The sequence below is a fragment of the Carboxylicivirga mesophila genome, assembly GCF_018271975.1.
Taxonomy (GTDB): domain Bacteria; phylum Bacteroidota; class Bacteroidia; order Bacteroidales; family Marinilabiliaceae; genus Carboxylicivirga; species Carboxylicivirga mesophila.
Map to the genome: position 1 here is coordinate 83,996 of NZ_JAGUCN010000003.1, position 14,529 is coordinate 98,524.

A 14,529-nucleotide genomic window follows, 5' to 3' on the forward strand; every position below is an offset into this window, starting at 1 on the left:
AAAAAAGAGAAAAAGACATAAGATGGCTACGCACAAGCGTAAGAAAAGATTAAGAAAAAATCGTCATAAGAAGAAGAAGTAATCTTCTTTACGTCTTAAAATTTTTACAAACAGAAAGTGTAACACTTTCTGTTTGTTGTTTGTATTTATATACAACGTTCTTTGAAATAAAATTGCGATCATATAGTGAATGCAGAACTGTTTGTAGATGTCACTCCTGATCATCTTTCATTAGCATTAATGGAAGATAAGCGATTAGTTGAACTCCGCAAGGAGACCAGTAATGTTCAGTTTGCAGTAGGCGATATTTACCTGGGTAAAGTCAAAAAAATTATGCCCGGACTAAATGCCGCATTTATTGATGTAGGTTACGAGAAAGATGCTTTTTTACATTATCTAGATCTTGGACCACAATTTCGTTCCCTACAAAAATTTTTGAATATTGCTTCAACTAAGAAAGGAGTAGTGTCATTGCACAAGCTTAAACCGGAACCCGATATTAACAAAAACGGGACGATTCCGGAAGTTCTTACAGCAGGGCAACATGTATTGGTTCAGGTGGCCAAAGAACCTATCTCAACCAAAGGCCCTAGATTAACATCAGAACTTTCAATAGCAGGAAGAAACATTGTACTATTACCCTTCTCCGATAAAGTATCGGTTAGTCAAAAACTATCTTCGTCAGAAGAAAAAGCACGACTTAAACGACTTTTAACGAGTATCAAACCCAAAAACTACGGCGTCATAATCAGAACCGTAGCTGAAGGCAAGCAAGCAGCAGAGTTAGACAAAGAATTAAAAATGCTTGTTAAACGCTGGGAAGAACACACATCGCGCATTAAAGATGTGAAAGCTCCAGGTTTGGTAATGGGTGAAATAGGACGTACTTCTGCTTTATTAAGAGACATATTGAATCCGTCATTCAACTCAATCTATGTAAATGACGAAGAAGTATGTAAGGAAATTAAGGAGTATGTGGGACTTATAGCCCCCGACCGACAAAAGATTGTAAAACACTACAAAGGTGCAGCTGGTATTTTTGATCAGTTCATGGTGAACCGTCAAATCAAAGCGCTCTTCGGCAAAACCGTTTCATTTAAAAGCGGTGCCTACCTAATCATAGAGCATACCGAAGCCCTTCATGTTATTGATGTTAACAGTGGTAATCGTTCAAAATCGGCTTCTAATCAAGAAAACAATGCATTAGAAGTAAACCTGGCTGCTGCAGATGAAATAGCCAGACAATTGCGATTACGAGATATGGGAGGCATCATTGTTGTCGACTTCATTGATATGCAAAACAATGAGAATCGCCAAAAGGTGTTCGAAAAAATGAAACAGGCTATGGCGTCTGATCGAACCAAGCACAATATCTTACCTTTAAGTAAGTTTGGTTTGATGCAAATCACCCGCCAACGTGTAAGACCTGAGATGCATATTAAAACAGCCGAAGGATGCCCTACCTGCAACGGAACCGGAAAAATTGCTCCGGCACTTTTCTGGCCCGAAAAAATTGAAACTGCTGTAAAACAAGCTGTGCAAGGCTTGAAAATGAAAAAATTGATCCTGAATGTACACCCGATGGTGCATGCTTACCTCAAAAAAGGTTTTCCTTCCATTAGTCTTAAATGGAAGTTCAAATATACGCATGGACTTAAAATTGTACCTTCCGACTCACTAGGAATCCTAGAATTCAAGATATTAGATAATGATAAACAAGAGGTTGACCTGTCTTAGGTCAGCCTTTTTTTGTTGTAGTGATATAAGTCATGTCAGATAATCAAACATGCTGTCACCCCCTTTCACACTTTAGGTGTCTTTACTGCAAGTAGCACATTTGCCAATACCCTTTTGCCTGCTCACGCTAGCAGAGTGCGCAAAATCATACTCTTTGAGGCCATATTAACGTTTCTATAACAAGTTTACATAGGCTTCAAAAGACTCAAATGTTGTAACTTTGTACACATGTACAGATTTAGATAGTTGGCTTAATTATTGCTGTATCAAGGCCGGTTTTTGATGGAATCATCCAATATAATTCAGAAGCCTATTAACAAAAGTCAACTATCAGACAATTTGAAATTTGCAGACGATCTGATTAGATATCTTGAAACAATTAAAAAACGTGTGAAACGAACAGGGCACGCATCAAAATGCCAGACGCATTGAATGCAACTCCTGAGAGTTCCATGTGGCACATAAAATGAAAATTTTACACACATGAAAAGAACATTAGCAGCACTAACACTTCTGGTGGCCATTTTTACAGGTGCACATGCCCAGATGGATATGGAGCAACACATTACCTGGAAATTCTCAACCAATAACCTGGAAGACGGAAAGGTTGAAATTATTTGTGAAGCAAGCATCGATGACGGATGGCATGTTTACTCTTCGGAATTGCCCGAAAATACAGCTGTCCCAACTAGTATTGAAGTTGAAGAAAGCGAAGCATACTCCATCCTTGACGGGATAACTGAAGAGCCGAAACCCACTGCGCATTTTGACGAAACATTTGGTGCCGAACTAAAATGGTTTGATAAGAAAGCGACCTTCAAGAAAGTAGTTCAATTAAAGCAGGAAGGTGACGTTATCATCAAAGGCTACATCGAGTCAATGATTTGCAATGACGAAACCTGCATGCCTCCTGAAATGGTAGACTTTGAGTTAACTGTAAACACTGCTGCTCCTGTATCTGAACAAGTAACAGATAGCACAAATGCGGACGAAAGTGAAGAAGAGGAGTCATACTGGGGTATTTTCTTCCTCGCCTTTGGTGGTGGCTTGGCTGCCTTGCTTACCCCTTGTGTATTCCCAATGATTCCGATGACTGTAAGCTTCTTTACAAAGACAAGTGCCACTAAGGCAGCAGGTATAAGAAATGGAATATTGTATGGACTGTCCATCATCGTTATATATCTTCTACTTGGTGTTGTCGTTTCATTTTTCTTTGGCGCCAGTGCACTTAACCAATTATCAACAAATGTTTGGTTTAATCTTTTCTTCTTTCTGTTGCTCGTTGTGTTTGCAGCCTCCTTTTTTGGTGCATTCGAAATAGTCATGCCTAGTTCATGGGTTAACTTTACTACAAAAAATGAAGATAAGGGTGGCTTTCTAGGCATATTTTTCATGGCTTTCACACTAGCTTTAGTATCATTTAGCTGTACAGGTCCAATTGTTGGAGCATTACTTGTTAATGCAGCAAGAGGAGGCTTAGTAGGTCCAATCGTTGGCATGCTCGGGTTCTCATCAGCTTTAGCACTGCCATTTGCCTTTTTCGCGGCCTTCCCGGGCTACCTCAATTCATTACCAAAATCAGGTGGTTGGCTTAACTCAGTTAAAGTCATCCTCGGCTTCCTGGAACTGGCATTTGCCTTCAAGTTCTTATCAATTGCCGATATGACAATGGGCTGGCACATTCTCGAAAGGGAAGTATTTATAGCTATCTGGATTGCTATTTTTGGCGCAATGGGCTTTTACTTGCTTGGCAAACTGCGCCTGCCACACGACTCGCCAATGGAATACATCCCTGTATCAAGGTTCTTAATGGGATTATTAGTATTAAGCTTCACTATCTATATGATCCCAGGTCTTTGGGGAGCTCCAGTAAATCTAATCAGCGGTTTCCCACCCCCAAAGAATTATGCAGAGTCTCCATTTGGAGTGGGCGACCAAACACCCGTACAGGGCATTGTTAGCAGCAACGATAATCATGGTGGCATGCCCGAAGGTATGCACTATGGACCTCAAGGTATTCCTGCCTTTAAGGATTACGATTTGGCCATGGCCTATTCGAAGAAAGTTAATAAACCATTACTATTGGATTTCACAGGATTAGGTTGTACCAATTGCCGTAAGATGGAGGATAAGGTATGGTCTAACGAGTCCATCAAAGCTATGCTGGCTAACGATTACATATTGGTATCACTCTATGTTGATGACCGTAAGAAACTTGATGAACCATATGTATCTGATATTACCGGTAAGAAAATCAGAACCGTTGGACAAAAATGGGCCGAATTTCAGATGGAGCGCTACCAGCAACAAGGTCAGCCATACTATGTAATAATTGATGAAGACGAAAAGACCTTGAATACTCCGGTGGCTTACGACCCGGATATCAAAAAGTATAAAAACTGGCTGTTAGATGGCTTAGAAAAATACAAAAGCAGGTAATTAATCATACCACATATATCGGATAAAGCCCTTCCATTTTCGGAAGGGCTTTTCTTTTGACAGATAATTACTGGCGTTAATGGACAAAATAAAACGATTAGTAAAAATCTTATTTCCATCTCTTTTTATAAATAGCTAAATAACATAGCTTTAACTGATTATTGGCATTAAACCAAACCGTATGAATAAGATACTTATAAATATATTGATCTTTGCCCTGCTACCAATCTGGTTAGCAGCACAGAACAACCCGGGACAACTTTCGGAAGAGCAGATATATCGCAAAGGGAACAAATACAATACCTGGTCGGTATCAGTTGGCGCAGGCCCCCTCATCTACTATGTTGATGTGATTGACTACACTGCTTTCCCTAACAACAACTGGAAATTTGCGCCTACCATTATGATCAGCAAGCAGTTCAACCGTCCGTGGGGTATTGACTTACAATGGCTGATGGCTGATATGTATGGTCAAAAAAACGGCCGCTATTTTGAAGGCGATTTGTACGACGTATCACTTAACGGAACGCTGAATATTAATCAGCTGGCCATATTTGGACCCATTAGCGACAAATGGAACATATATGCAAAACTTGGTATTGGATTGACTTATTTCCGGAGCAGACAGCATTCTTTATCGGATAACCGTGTCCTTATCGTTTCCGACGTATACGAAGGCACAGCAGGCTACCCAACACCACATGGCTGGCTGCCCTCCGACTACCTGGTAATGGGCTACGAAAGAAGAGGAGAAGGTGCACCGGACAAGAAAACCAGTCGGCAAAATGAGGTGGTAATACCATTTGGTGTTGGTGTCAAATACCGAATCAGCAAGAGCTTTGATGTAGGTACAGAAGTTCTGATGCGACAGATGAGTGCTGACAATCTGGATGTAAACCTAACTGGAGCTGACAATGATAGCTACATGCTGGCTTCCATTAACCTTACCTATAAGCTAGGCAAGAAGAACAAACGCCATGCAGCATGGACCTATAAAGATTTTAATATCAACTACAAACGCCAGCGCGACAATGATCCAATGGCACAAAAGCTGGATTCTCTGAAGAAGCAAATAGAATACATGTCGATGCTTGACTCGGTTAAATCTGACACGAGCACAATCATCACCGAATCTGTTGAATATAAAGAAAGTGTATCAGCTTCTATCTTCTTCGATTTTGACAAGTCAGAAATTACAGAGGAAGCCCACATGTCGCTTGCCAAAGTAGCCTATGTTATGAACCAGGATAAATCATTACGAGTAAAGATTGTTGGTTATTGTGATGAGAGAGGTTCATACGAATACAATGTTAAGCTGAGTCAACGTCGTTGTAATGCCACTTTAAGAACGCTGGTCAATGACTATAACATCGATCCTAATCGCTTTGAAATAGACTATAAAGGAGAAGCTGAACTGCTGTCAGACACACAGAAACTGGCACCGAGAGGTCTTCACCTGGTGAATCGACGAGTTGATTTATTTGTGATCATTGAATAAACATGATGAGATTTACATCCATATACATTATAAGTTTGTGCCTTTTCGCTTTTTGTGCATCAAGCGTACATGCACAGTTCTCAACTGATCATAGGCAGCTGGAAGAGCACATGCGTTATTCGAGAGACAAGTCTTTTAATACCTGGTCGATAGCCATTGGTTACGGGCCACTTGTGATGCAAAACGATTTAACATCGTATGCCATTCTCCCTGATAGGCACTGGAATTTTGGGCCAATGGTTAAATTATCCAAGCAAATTCACCCTGCCTGGGCAGTTGACTTTCAGGTTCTGAACAGTGATTTCCGCTCTGGTAACGACCAGTTCTATAGTGCAGGAAACTTATTTGATTACTCCATTAACGCAGTTACATATATCAACCAGTGGTTTGCTTACCCCGGACCAATGCGCGATAAATGGAACTTATACCTGAGCATTGGTGTAGGATTGACCTCTTATCGCACACGTGTGCATTACACAGCCACTGATTCTGTTGTTCATTATCGCGACTGGGCACCACAAAATGCCGGAGCAGGCTACCTGGTGTTGGGCTATGATGCCGATGATCCCTATAAAAAAACAGCCCGCGTTAATGAATTGGTGGTACCCCTAAGCATTGGACTTCAATACCGCATCAACCGAAGCTTTGACATTGGACTGGAAACATCCATGCGCTGGTCAATAGAGGATAAACTGGATAATGTGTTGCTGGGGGCCGATAATGATAAGTACTGGTACACCAATATTCATTTGGCATACAAAATTGGTAAAAAAGATAAGCGTCACTCCAGGTGGACGCATCGCGGCTATGGCTTTAATGTGTTTGACAAACCCAAAAAAGATCCTTTGGCCGACGAGGTAGCATTACTTGAAGAAGAATTAAAGCAATTAGAATCGAAAAAAATAATTAAAATTGATACAGTTACTATTAAGCATCATGCGTTGCGTATTTATGGCAGTAACAACATGGTATCCGTTTATTTTGATTCATCTGACAGTAAGCTCGACACCAAAGATCAGGTAGATTTAGCCACCATTGGCCTATATATGGTGAAGAATCCCGGCTCAACAGTAGATATCTATGGCTACAATGACAGTAGAGACAATGCACTTGAAAACCTTGACATCAGTAAGCGACGCTGCGAGCAGGTACTATCCTATTTTGTCGACGATTTAGGGATAGATAAAGAACGATTCAGGCTCTACCCCAAGGGAGATGATGATGTGCTATTACCAAAAGACACCAGTAAAAGCAGCGCCATTAGGGTAATTAACCGAAGAGCTGATGTTGTAGTTTTTAAGCCATAACTGAACCTTTTGAGGCACCTCATGTTTACTTTATGCTACCAGAAGTAGATTGAATTGCACTACAGTTAACAATCTGGTAAAACAAGATTAATCCGATCTGTATTAATCTTGTTTAAATTACCAACAAATGGAACTTCTTAAACTAAAGTATATGAGAATAACTAAGGCCCTATGGTGTAAAAATCTAAGCGATAAAGACTTCATCTTTGATATCTTCCAAAACAATGGCTTTTTACCCAATGCGAATACTTTGCCTGAATCATCGAATCTATCAGATAACCGGGCAGAACTAGAATCAGAATCGGCGAACAACACCGAACCTGAGCAATAAAAGCAGACATGGAAAGGTACAGAATAGAAAATCACTTACCTATTGCCTATTATGATGGCCGTTGCAACTTCTGTTTTGGTTTGGTACAACAACTTCAAAAATTGAACCTTGACAGAAAAGTGAACCTGATACCTTTTCAATTAGTCAGCAGCAAAGTACCTGAAGAATTGCTTATTATAAGTAATTCTGAAAGTTATGAAGCAGACAAGGCCCTTATTAAATTACTGAAGCTTATGGGCGGTCTGTTTTATCTGCCTGCATTTATTCTAATGCTGCTACCGCCATTTCTTCTCAAAAAACTATATTATGCATTGGCTCGAAACAGGTATCAATGGTTTGGTACAACCTCCTGTACCATTAATTAAAGTTCCAATTTTCCTGCCTGCTCTTCATTGAACTTTTTGGCAAGCATACTCAGTAGCTTACTAAAATTCTTAATCGCCAATTCAGTTTGTTCTGATACCTTCTGATGCTTTAGCTTTAACAGAAATGAGCTGTAAATAGCAGTCAGACAAATCTCAATATCATTGGATAAATTGTTGCCCGATTTATTATCGAACTCCTGAATAGTAGCTGCCATGCTATTATACAGATGCTGATAGGCCACCTCATTGGGCGCTTTTAGTAATTGGTTATGCAGGCGGTTAACATCATTAACGGTATTAATATTCACCTGCAGGTGCCCTTTCTCCGATTTGTTCTCCATGCGCATCATTTCAGCTAAGTTGGCCCACCAGTCTCTTATTTCGAGGATAACATCGTCGGACTGCTGATATCCTGGCATAATGTGCTTATCTATTAAAGACATATCGAGTTGATTGGCCCTTATCAGATCCTCAACTTGCCACATATACAGGATATATTCAATAATATTTTCTTTCTTTTTCTGCTGAGCAACTATCATACTTAATCAATTAAAAATCCCATTCTCCCTCCTGGAGCCTTTCTAAATCACGTCTGTCTTTCTTCGTAGGTCTGCCTAAGCCTCTTGCGCGATTGGCATTACTGGCTAGTTTGGACAACTCAAGTAATTCAATCTGATCAGGTGGTGTTATATCCCTTACAAAATCCGGTGTAAGTTTGGCACCCATGCGCTTCTCGGCCACATCAAGTACCTTAAATCGTCGTACAATTGGTGGAATACGAATATCTATTTCGTCACCAACTTTAATCAAACGCGACGATTTAACAGGCATACCACTAATCATCACCTTACCCTTTTTGCATGCTTCTGCAGCAATGCTCCGGGTTTTAAAAAGTCTGACCGCCCATAAATATTTATCGATTCTCACCCCTGATTCACTCATCACTTATAAAGCGTTTGATGTACAACTCTATTTATTATTATACTGGCTCATTGCCCGGGCAGCGCCAACAGTTGCAAAAGCTTTGACAATGTCTTCGGCTACTTTTACACGTTCAAGCAATGTTGACCATTCTTCATCCGTCCATCGGCCGAGAACAAAATCAACCTGTCTGCCTTTCGAGAATTCATTTCCAATACCGAAACGCAGACGTGAATATGCAGCAGTGCCCAGAGTGCTCTGTATACTTTTTAAGCCGTTATGACCTGCATCACCACCTTTTGTTTTAAGCCTCAACGTTCCGAAAGGTAATGCCAAATCATCCACCACCACCAGCACGTTTGACAATGGTATTTTCTCCTTTTGCATCCAGTAGTTAATAGCCTTTCCACTTAAATTAACATAGGTATTGGGCTTTAGCAAAATAATGTTTCGTGATTTAAACTTATAAGAGGCAATGGCACCATAGCGCTCATCCTTAAATTGTACACTATTGCTTTTGGCTATTGCATCTAACACTTCAAACCCAACATTGTGACGGGTTTGCTCATATTCTTCACCTATATTCCCTAAACCAACAACCAGGTACTTCATATCTGAAGGCGTATTATCTTTTTCCGTTCTCTTAAATAGCTTTATTAGCCCAATCATAGTTTGGTATTCTAATGCCCGACAATTTGGCTAAAATATAAAAAAACCTCCATACGTAAATATGGAGGTTCCTTATATATTCTATGACTGTTAGTTGGCAGCAGCTTGCTGAGCAGCAGCACGAGCAGCACGAGTCAGACGTACAGCAACTACAACCGCATTCTTGGCATTCAATAACTCAAGGTTATCGAAGTTTAACTGACCAACCTGCATTGTTTTCCCTAAACCAAGGCTATCAATGTTGATATTTAATGTATCAGGTAAGTCTTTTGCAAGAGCTTTAACTTTCAGTTTACGTTTTTCAAGCTGAAGTTTACCACCGGCCTTAACACCTTCTGCAAAACCTTCTAACTTCACTGGAATCTCAATTACAACTGGCTTATCTTCTTTTACCAAAAGGAAGTCAGCGTGTAACATTTGTTCTTTAACGGGGTGGAATTGCGTATCCTGAAGAATAGTAGGATAAACTGTTCCATCTACGTTTACATTGATGATGTAAACATTTGGTGTGTAAATTACTTTACGGAACTCAGCTTCAGGAGCTGTAAAGTGAACATTCTGCTCACCACCGTAAATCACACAAGGTACTTTACCTTCAGCACGTAATGCTTTGGTTGACTTTTTACCTAACTCAGTACGTACAGTACCTTTAATTTCAATTGTTTGCATAATTCTTTTTTTTAAGTGCTACTCAAAATTATAACCATGTGAGGCTAAATTTCCCATCACACGCTTGCTCTAAAGCGGCTGCAAAGATAATACTTTAGATCAAAAATTGATTGCTTATCGACTGATAATTATATACTTTTTCAATAGTATCGGCAAAAAGTTGTGCTACCGACAACACTTTAATCTTATCACATTTCTGTTTTAATGGAATTGAATCGGTGACATACAACTCAGTCAAACCTGAATTTTCGATGCGCTCATATGCCGGACCTGATAATACAGCATGTGTAGTAAATGCGCGTACACTTCTGGCACCAGCTTCCAACATCATATCAGCAGCTTTAGTCAGAGTACCAGCGGTATCCACCATATCATCCACAATAATCACATTCTTATCAGTTACATCACCTATAATACGCATCTCATCCACAACATTCGCTTTGGAACGCTGCTTATGGCAAATAACCATTGGTGTTTCCAAAAACTTGGCGTAGGTATTTGCACGTTTTGTACCACCCACATCTGGTGAAGCAATTACCAAATTCTCAAGGTTCATGTGCTTAATGTGCGGTACAAAAATTGATGATGCATACAGATGATCAACGGGAATATTAAAGAATCCCTGAATCTGATCGGCATGCAAATCCATTGTAATCACACGATCGACTCCTGCTGCTTGTAGCATATCGGCAACCAACTTGGCTCCAATAGCCACACGTGGCTGGTCTTTTCTATCCTGACGTGCAAAACCAAAGTAAGGCATTACGGCTACAATCTTATAAGCCGAAGCGCGCTTGGCAGCGTCAATCATCATTAATAACTCCATCAGGTTATCTGAAGGAGGGAAAGTAGACTGAACTAAGAACAGGTGAGAGCCGCGAACGGTCTCTTCGTACATAGTTGTAAATTCACCATCGCTGAATCGCAAGCAGTTAACACTACCCAGTTCTCTGCCGGAACAAAGACTAATTTTTTCAGCAAGATACTTGGTACTAGTTCCCGCAAATATCTTAATAGGAGCTTTCGGTGGCATTTAAATTGATGTTTATCAGATTATTTCAATGTTGCTTTGTGGCTGCAAAGGTAAGCAATTCATATTTTCTTAACATGAACAAACATCATAAAAAAGTATAATTGTTGAGATTTTAGAACATCCCATTCATTAGCAATCACTTACCACTTACTATTCAAATCATCAATGAAAGTCAATAAGGCTTCTGAGCCAAGCCCGTTCTTTGATGAGGTATAAAAAACCGGTGGTAATTCTTCCCAATATTCCAGCAACTTTTCTTCATACTTTTTCATGTTAGTGCTGAATTGGGTCTTGTTCAGTTTATCTGTTTTTGTAAACACAAGCGCAATGGGCACGCCGTTTTCAATCATTGAATTCATAAATAACAGATCAATCTCCTGCATAGGAATTCGCGAATCGATAAGCACAAACAGGCACATCAGATTCTTTCGGCTCGAGATATAATCGGTAATAAGCGCACCAAAGGTAGAACGTAGCGTTTTCGAAACTTTGGCATAACCAAATCCTGGCAAATCAACCAGGTACCATTTACCATCAATGTCAAAATGATTAATCAGCTGTGTTTTACCAGGCGTAGAAGATGTTTTAGCCAACGATTTTCGGTCGCATAACTTATTGATTAATGAAGACTTTCCCACATTGGAGCGGCCAATAAAAGCATATTCAGGCCTATCCTCTTTGGGACACTGATTGGCCTTAGAACTACTTTTATAAAATTGAGCTGATTGAATTCGCATGACGTCAATAATTTTCAACAAAGGTAGTGGCATTTTAACGAAAGAAAAACTCACATTTTGTGTAAAACATGCAAATTATTCACAAAACTCATGAAAATAAAATTTGTTGTTATTTTTTTAACTTTTTGTTATTTTTGGTTGTTTTTCTTTCTGGCGCCATTTATTTGTTAATAATCAAAATTCAGCACGGTCTATTTCTATCAAATAGTGAGTATTAGTGCTGATAATTCTTATAATTTTGCATCATTAAGTTATTGTAGATATTATAGTGTTACAAAATGAGAGTACTTAAGTTTGGAGGAACATCGGTTGGTTCGGCTCAACGCATGAAAGAAGTCGCAGACCTGATAGATGATAATCATCAAAAGATTGTGGTATTGTCAGCAATGGCAGGTACAACCAATAGTCTGGTTGAAATTGCCAATTACTTATACCAGAAAAATCACGACGGAGCTAATGAAGTAATCAATACACTTGAAACTAAATACGAGCAGGTGGTTGAGGAGTTATTTACGAGTGAAGCATTTAAATCCAAAGGTCGCGATTTAATTAAATCTCATTTTGAGTTTATTAAATCATTTACCATCGACATGTTCACGGTATTTGAGGAAAAAGCCATTTTAGCGCAAGGCGAATTAATTTCAACTGCACTATTTCACTTTCATCTACAGGAAAAAGGCAAGCAATCAGCCCTGCTTCCGGCACTGGATTATATGCGCATTGATAAAAACAATGAACCCGATGGTGTCTATATTAAAGAGAACATTAGCAAAATCCTGAAGGAACAGGAAGAGCAAGCAGTTTACATTACGCAAGGTTATATCTGCCGCAATGCTTTTGGCGAAATTGATAACCTGCAGCGTGGTGGCAGCGATTACTCGGCATCACTTATTGGCGCCGCAATTGAAGCTGAAGAAATACAAATATGGACCGACATTGATGGTATGCACAACAATGATCCCCGCTATGTGGAGAATACCAAAAGTATTTCGGAACTATCATTTGACGAGGCGGCTGAGCTGGCCTATTTCGGGGCTAAAATACTTCACCCAACGAGTGTATTACCAGCAAAACTTGCAAACATACCAGTACGCTTGCTGAATACCATGCAGCCTAATGCAGAAGGCACACTGATTTCATCCAACCAGCGTAAAGAACGCATGGCGGCTGTTGCAGCAAAGGATGGTATTACCGCTATCAAAATCAAGTCGGGACGCATGCTACTGGCCTATGGATTCTTGCGTAAGGTATTTGAAATATTCGAAAGTTATAAAACACCAATCGATATGATTACCACATCGGAGGTAGGCGTATCGGTAACTATCGATGACAATAAGCACCTTGATGAAATTGTAAATGACCTTAAAAAATACGGTACAGTTGAAGTAGATAACGATCAGGTGATAGTGTGTGTGGTAGGTGACCTAGTGGCCGACAATAAAGGTTACGCCAATACTATTTTTGACGCTGTGAAAGACATTCCTATCAGAATGATATCTTACGGTGGCAGTAATTACAACCTGTCGTTATTAATTAGTGCCAAAGACAAAAAGAAGGCTTTAAATCTATTAAGTGATAAACTGTTTAACCAGGAAACCAATGAAATTTAATTTCCCTGTTGAAGCATTAGAACAGATTCAAACTCCATTCTACTTTTACGACATGGAGATATTGAACACAACTTTATCAACTATTCAGCAAGAAGCTGGCCAGTACGGATTTAAAGTACATTATGCTGTTAAAGCAAATGCAAACGATCGCATCTTAAAAACCATTTGCGATGCTGGTTTTGGTGCAGATTGCGTAAGTGGCAATGAAGTTAAGAAAGCCATAGAAACCGGCTTTGATGCCAGAGGCGTTGTGTTTGCCGGAGTTGGAAAGGCTGACTGGGAAATCAACCTTGGACTGGACAATGACATTGCCTGCTTTAATGTTGAATCGATTCCTGAACTGGAAATTATTGATGAGCTGGCTGGTTTAAAAGGCAAAATAGCGAAAGTAGCATTGCGCATTAATCCTAATGTAAATGCCAATACCCATCATTACATCACCACCGGATTGGAAGAGAACAAATTTGGCATCAACCAATGGGATCTGGACAATGTGGTTAATGTATTGAATAGCCTGAAGAACGTTGAACTTGAAGGCATCCATTTCCATATTGGATCACAGATTACGGATTTACTTTCGTTCAAAGACCTTTGTATACGTGTCAATGAGCTGCAAAAATGGTTTATTAGTCGTCACATTTGCCCCAAGGTGGTTAATGTTGGCGGCGGGCTTGGCATAGATTATGAGCAACCTGACAGCAAATCGATTCCGGACTTCAAGAGCTTTTTCAAATTATTTGATGAGTTTCTGGAACTGCAACCAGACCAGGAGTTGCATTTTGAATTAGGCCGCTCAGTTGTAGCACAATGTGGGGCCTTACTTACAAAAGTGCTCTATGTAAAGAATGGTGTTAACACCAAATTTGCTATTGTTGATGCGGGCATGAGCGATTTAATTCGTCCGGCATTATACCAGGCCTATCATAAAATTGAAAACCTGAGTTCTGATAAAGAGGAAGAAAAATACGATGTGGTAGGTCCCATATGTGAATCAAGCGATTGCTTTGGTAAAGCGGTTGACCTGCCACACACCAGCAGAGGCGACTTAATTGCTATCCGCTCAACCGGTGCCTACGGCGAAATAATGGCTAACCGTTACAATTTGCGAGAACTACCCATTGCCTATTATTCAGACGAACTATAGCCACACTTAAATAATTTGATAAGCCATAAGGTTAATGCATGAGCAAGACCTTATGGCTTATTTTTTCTT

At 39.9% G+C, this 14,529-nt stretch carries 14 protein-coding genes; 8 read left to right on the forward strand and 6 right to left on the reverse strand.

The window, feature by feature from the left end:
- Positions 1-186 precede the first annotated feature (186 nt).
- The 6 genes from KEM09_RS04060 (at position 187) to KEM09_RS04085 (ending at position 7,677) form a co-directional block, all read left to right on the forward strand.
- On the forward strand, positions 187-1,737 hold the full coding sequence (locus KEM09_RS04060; RefSeq protein WP_212225855.1) for an Rne/Rng family ribonuclease: 1,551 nt from the start codon (positions 187-189) through the stop codon (positions 1,735-1,737).
- 483 nt (positions 1,738-2,220) lie between these two features.
- Entirely contained in the window at positions 2,221-4,176 is a 1,956-nt protein-coding gene (locus KEM09_RS04065; RefSeq protein ID WP_212225857.1) for a protein-disulfide reductase DsbD family protein, read from the forward strand.
- A gap of 181 nt (positions 4,177-4,357) precedes the next feature.
- A complete protein-coding gene (locus KEM09_RS04070) occupies positions 4,358-5,674 on the forward strand; it encodes an OmpA family protein (protein WP_212225859.1) in 1,317 nt (438 codons plus the stop codon).
- 2 nt (positions 5,675-5,676) lie between these two features.
- Entirely contained in the window at positions 5,677-6,981 is a 1,305-nt protein-coding gene (locus KEM09_RS04075; RefSeq protein WP_212225861.1) for an OmpA family protein, read from the forward strand.
- 151 nt (positions 6,982-7,132) lie between these two features.
- Complete coding sequence (locus KEM09_RS04080) at positions 7,133-7,312, forward strand: hypothetical protein (protein WP_212225863.1); 180 nt, start codon at positions 7,133-7,135, stop codon at positions 7,310-7,312.
- Positions 7,313-7,320: 8 nt separating this feature from the next.
- Positions 7,321-7,677, forward strand: a complete 357-nt coding sequence (locus KEM09_RS04085; RefSeq protein WP_212225865.1) for a DCC1-like thiol-disulfide oxidoreductase family protein — start codon at positions 7,321-7,323, stop codon at positions 7,675-7,677.
- Here KEM09_RS04085 and KEM09_RS04090 read toward each other — a convergent pair.
- From KEM09_RS04090 to yihA, 6 genes are all read right to left on the reverse strand, one after another.
- A complete protein-coding gene (locus KEM09_RS04090; RefSeq protein WP_212225867.1) occupies positions 7,674-8,216 on the reverse strand; it encodes a DUF4924 family protein in 543 nt (180 codons plus the stop codon). The genes KEM09_RS04085 and KEM09_RS04090 overlap by 4 nt on opposite strands.
- A gap of 10 nt (positions 8,217-8,226) precedes the next feature.
- A complete protein-coding gene (locus KEM09_RS04095) occupies positions 8,227-8,619 on the reverse strand; it encodes an RNA-binding S4 domain-containing protein (RefSeq protein WP_244824831.1) in 393 nt (130 codons plus the stop codon).
- A 27-nt stretch (positions 8,620-8,646) separates the two neighbouring features.
- Positions 8,647-9,267, reverse strand: coding sequence for an aminoacyl-tRNA hydrolase (pth, locus tag KEM09_RS04100; protein WP_244824833.1), 621 nt, complete (start codon positions 9,265-9,267; stop codon positions 8,647-8,649).
- A gap of 90 nt (positions 9,268-9,357) precedes the next feature.
- Complete coding sequence (locus KEM09_RS04105; RefSeq protein ID WP_212225872.1) at positions 9,358-9,936, reverse strand: 50S ribosomal protein L25/general stress protein Ctc; 579 nt, start codon at positions 9,934-9,936, stop codon at positions 9,358-9,360.
- Between the two features lie 94 nt (positions 9,937-10,030).
- Positions 10,031-10,969: a ribose-phosphate pyrophosphokinase gene (locus tag KEM09_RS04110; RefSeq protein WP_212225874.1), complete on the reverse strand. Its 939-nt coding sequence runs from the start codon at positions 10,967-10,969 to the stop codon at positions 10,031-10,033.
- Positions 10,970-11,109: 140 nt separating this feature from the next.
- Positions 11,110-11,706, reverse strand: coding sequence for a ribosome biogenesis GTP-binding protein YihA/YsxC (gene yihA, locus KEM09_RS04115; protein WP_212225876.1), 597 nt, complete (start codon positions 11,704-11,706; stop codon positions 11,110-11,112).
- Positions 11,707-11,984: 278 nt separating this feature from the next.
- Here yihA and KEM09_RS04120 point away from each other — a divergent pair, with 278 nt between their 5' ends.
- Positions 11,985-13,316 (forward strand): aspartate kinase, encoded by a 1,332-nt coding sequence (locus KEM09_RS04120; RefSeq protein WP_212225884.1) that lies wholly within the window; start codon positions 11,985-11,987, stop codon positions 13,314-13,316.
- A complete protein-coding gene (lysA, locus tag KEM09_RS04125) occupies positions 13,306-14,460 on the forward strand; it encodes a diaminopimelate decarboxylase (RefSeq protein WP_212225886.1) in 1,155 nt (384 codons plus the stop codon). Before KEM09_RS04120 ends, lysA begins: the two co-directional genes overlap by 11 nt.
- Positions 14,461-14,529: the final 69 nt, after the last annotated feature.

Bases quoted from the DNA above. Each gene is read 5' to 3' on its own strand.
- KEM09_RS04075 (WP_212225861.1), top strand. From the start codon at position 5,677: ATGATGAGATTTACATCCATATACATTATAAGTTTGTGCCTTTTCGCT.
- pth (WP_244824833.1), bottom strand. From the start codon at position 9,267: ATGATTGGGCTAATAAAGCTATTTAAGAGAACGGAAAAAGATAATACG.
- KEM09_RS04120 (WP_212225884.1), top strand. From the start codon at position 11,985: ATGAGAGTACTTAAGTTTGGAGGAACATCGGTTGGTTCGGCTCAACGC.
- yihA (WP_212225876.1), bottom strand. From the start codon at position 11,706: ATGCGAATTCAATCAGCTCAATTTTATAAAAGTAGTTCTAAGGCCAAT.
- KEM09_RS04070 (WP_212225859.1), top strand. From the start codon at position 4,358: ATGAATAAGATACTTATAAATATATTGATCTTTGCCCTGCTACCAATC.
- KEM09_RS04110 (WP_212225874.1), bottom strand. From the start codon at position 10,969: ATGCCACCGAAAGCTCCTATTAAGATATTTGCGGGAACTAGTACCAAG.
- KEM09_RS04065 (WP_212225857.1), top strand. From the start codon at position 2,221: ATGAAAAGAACATTAGCAGCACTAACACTTCTGGTGGCCATTTTTACA.
- KEM09_RS04105 (WP_212225872.1), bottom strand. From the start codon at position 9,936: ATGCAAACAATTGAAATTAAAGGTACTGTACGTACTGAGTTAGGTAAA.
- KEM09_RS04090 (WP_212225867.1), bottom strand. From the start codon at position 8,216: ATGATAGTTGCTCAGCAGAAAAAGAAAGAAAATATTATTGAATATATC.
- KEM09_RS04080 (WP_212225863.1), top strand. From the start codon at position 7,133: ATGAGAATAACTAAGGCCCTATGGTGTAAAAATCTAAGCGATAAAGAC.
- KEM09_RS04085 (WP_212225865.1), top strand. From the start codon at position 7,321: ATGGAAAGGTACAGAATAGAAAATCACTTACCTATTGCCTATTATGAT.
- KEM09_RS04095 (WP_244824831.1), bottom strand. From the start codon at position 8,619: ATGAGTGAATCAGGGGTGAGAATCGATAAATATTTATGGGCGGTCAGA.
- lysA (WP_212225886.1), top strand. From the start codon at position 13,306: ATGAAATTTAATTTCCCTGTTGAAGCATTAGAACAGATTCAAACTCCA.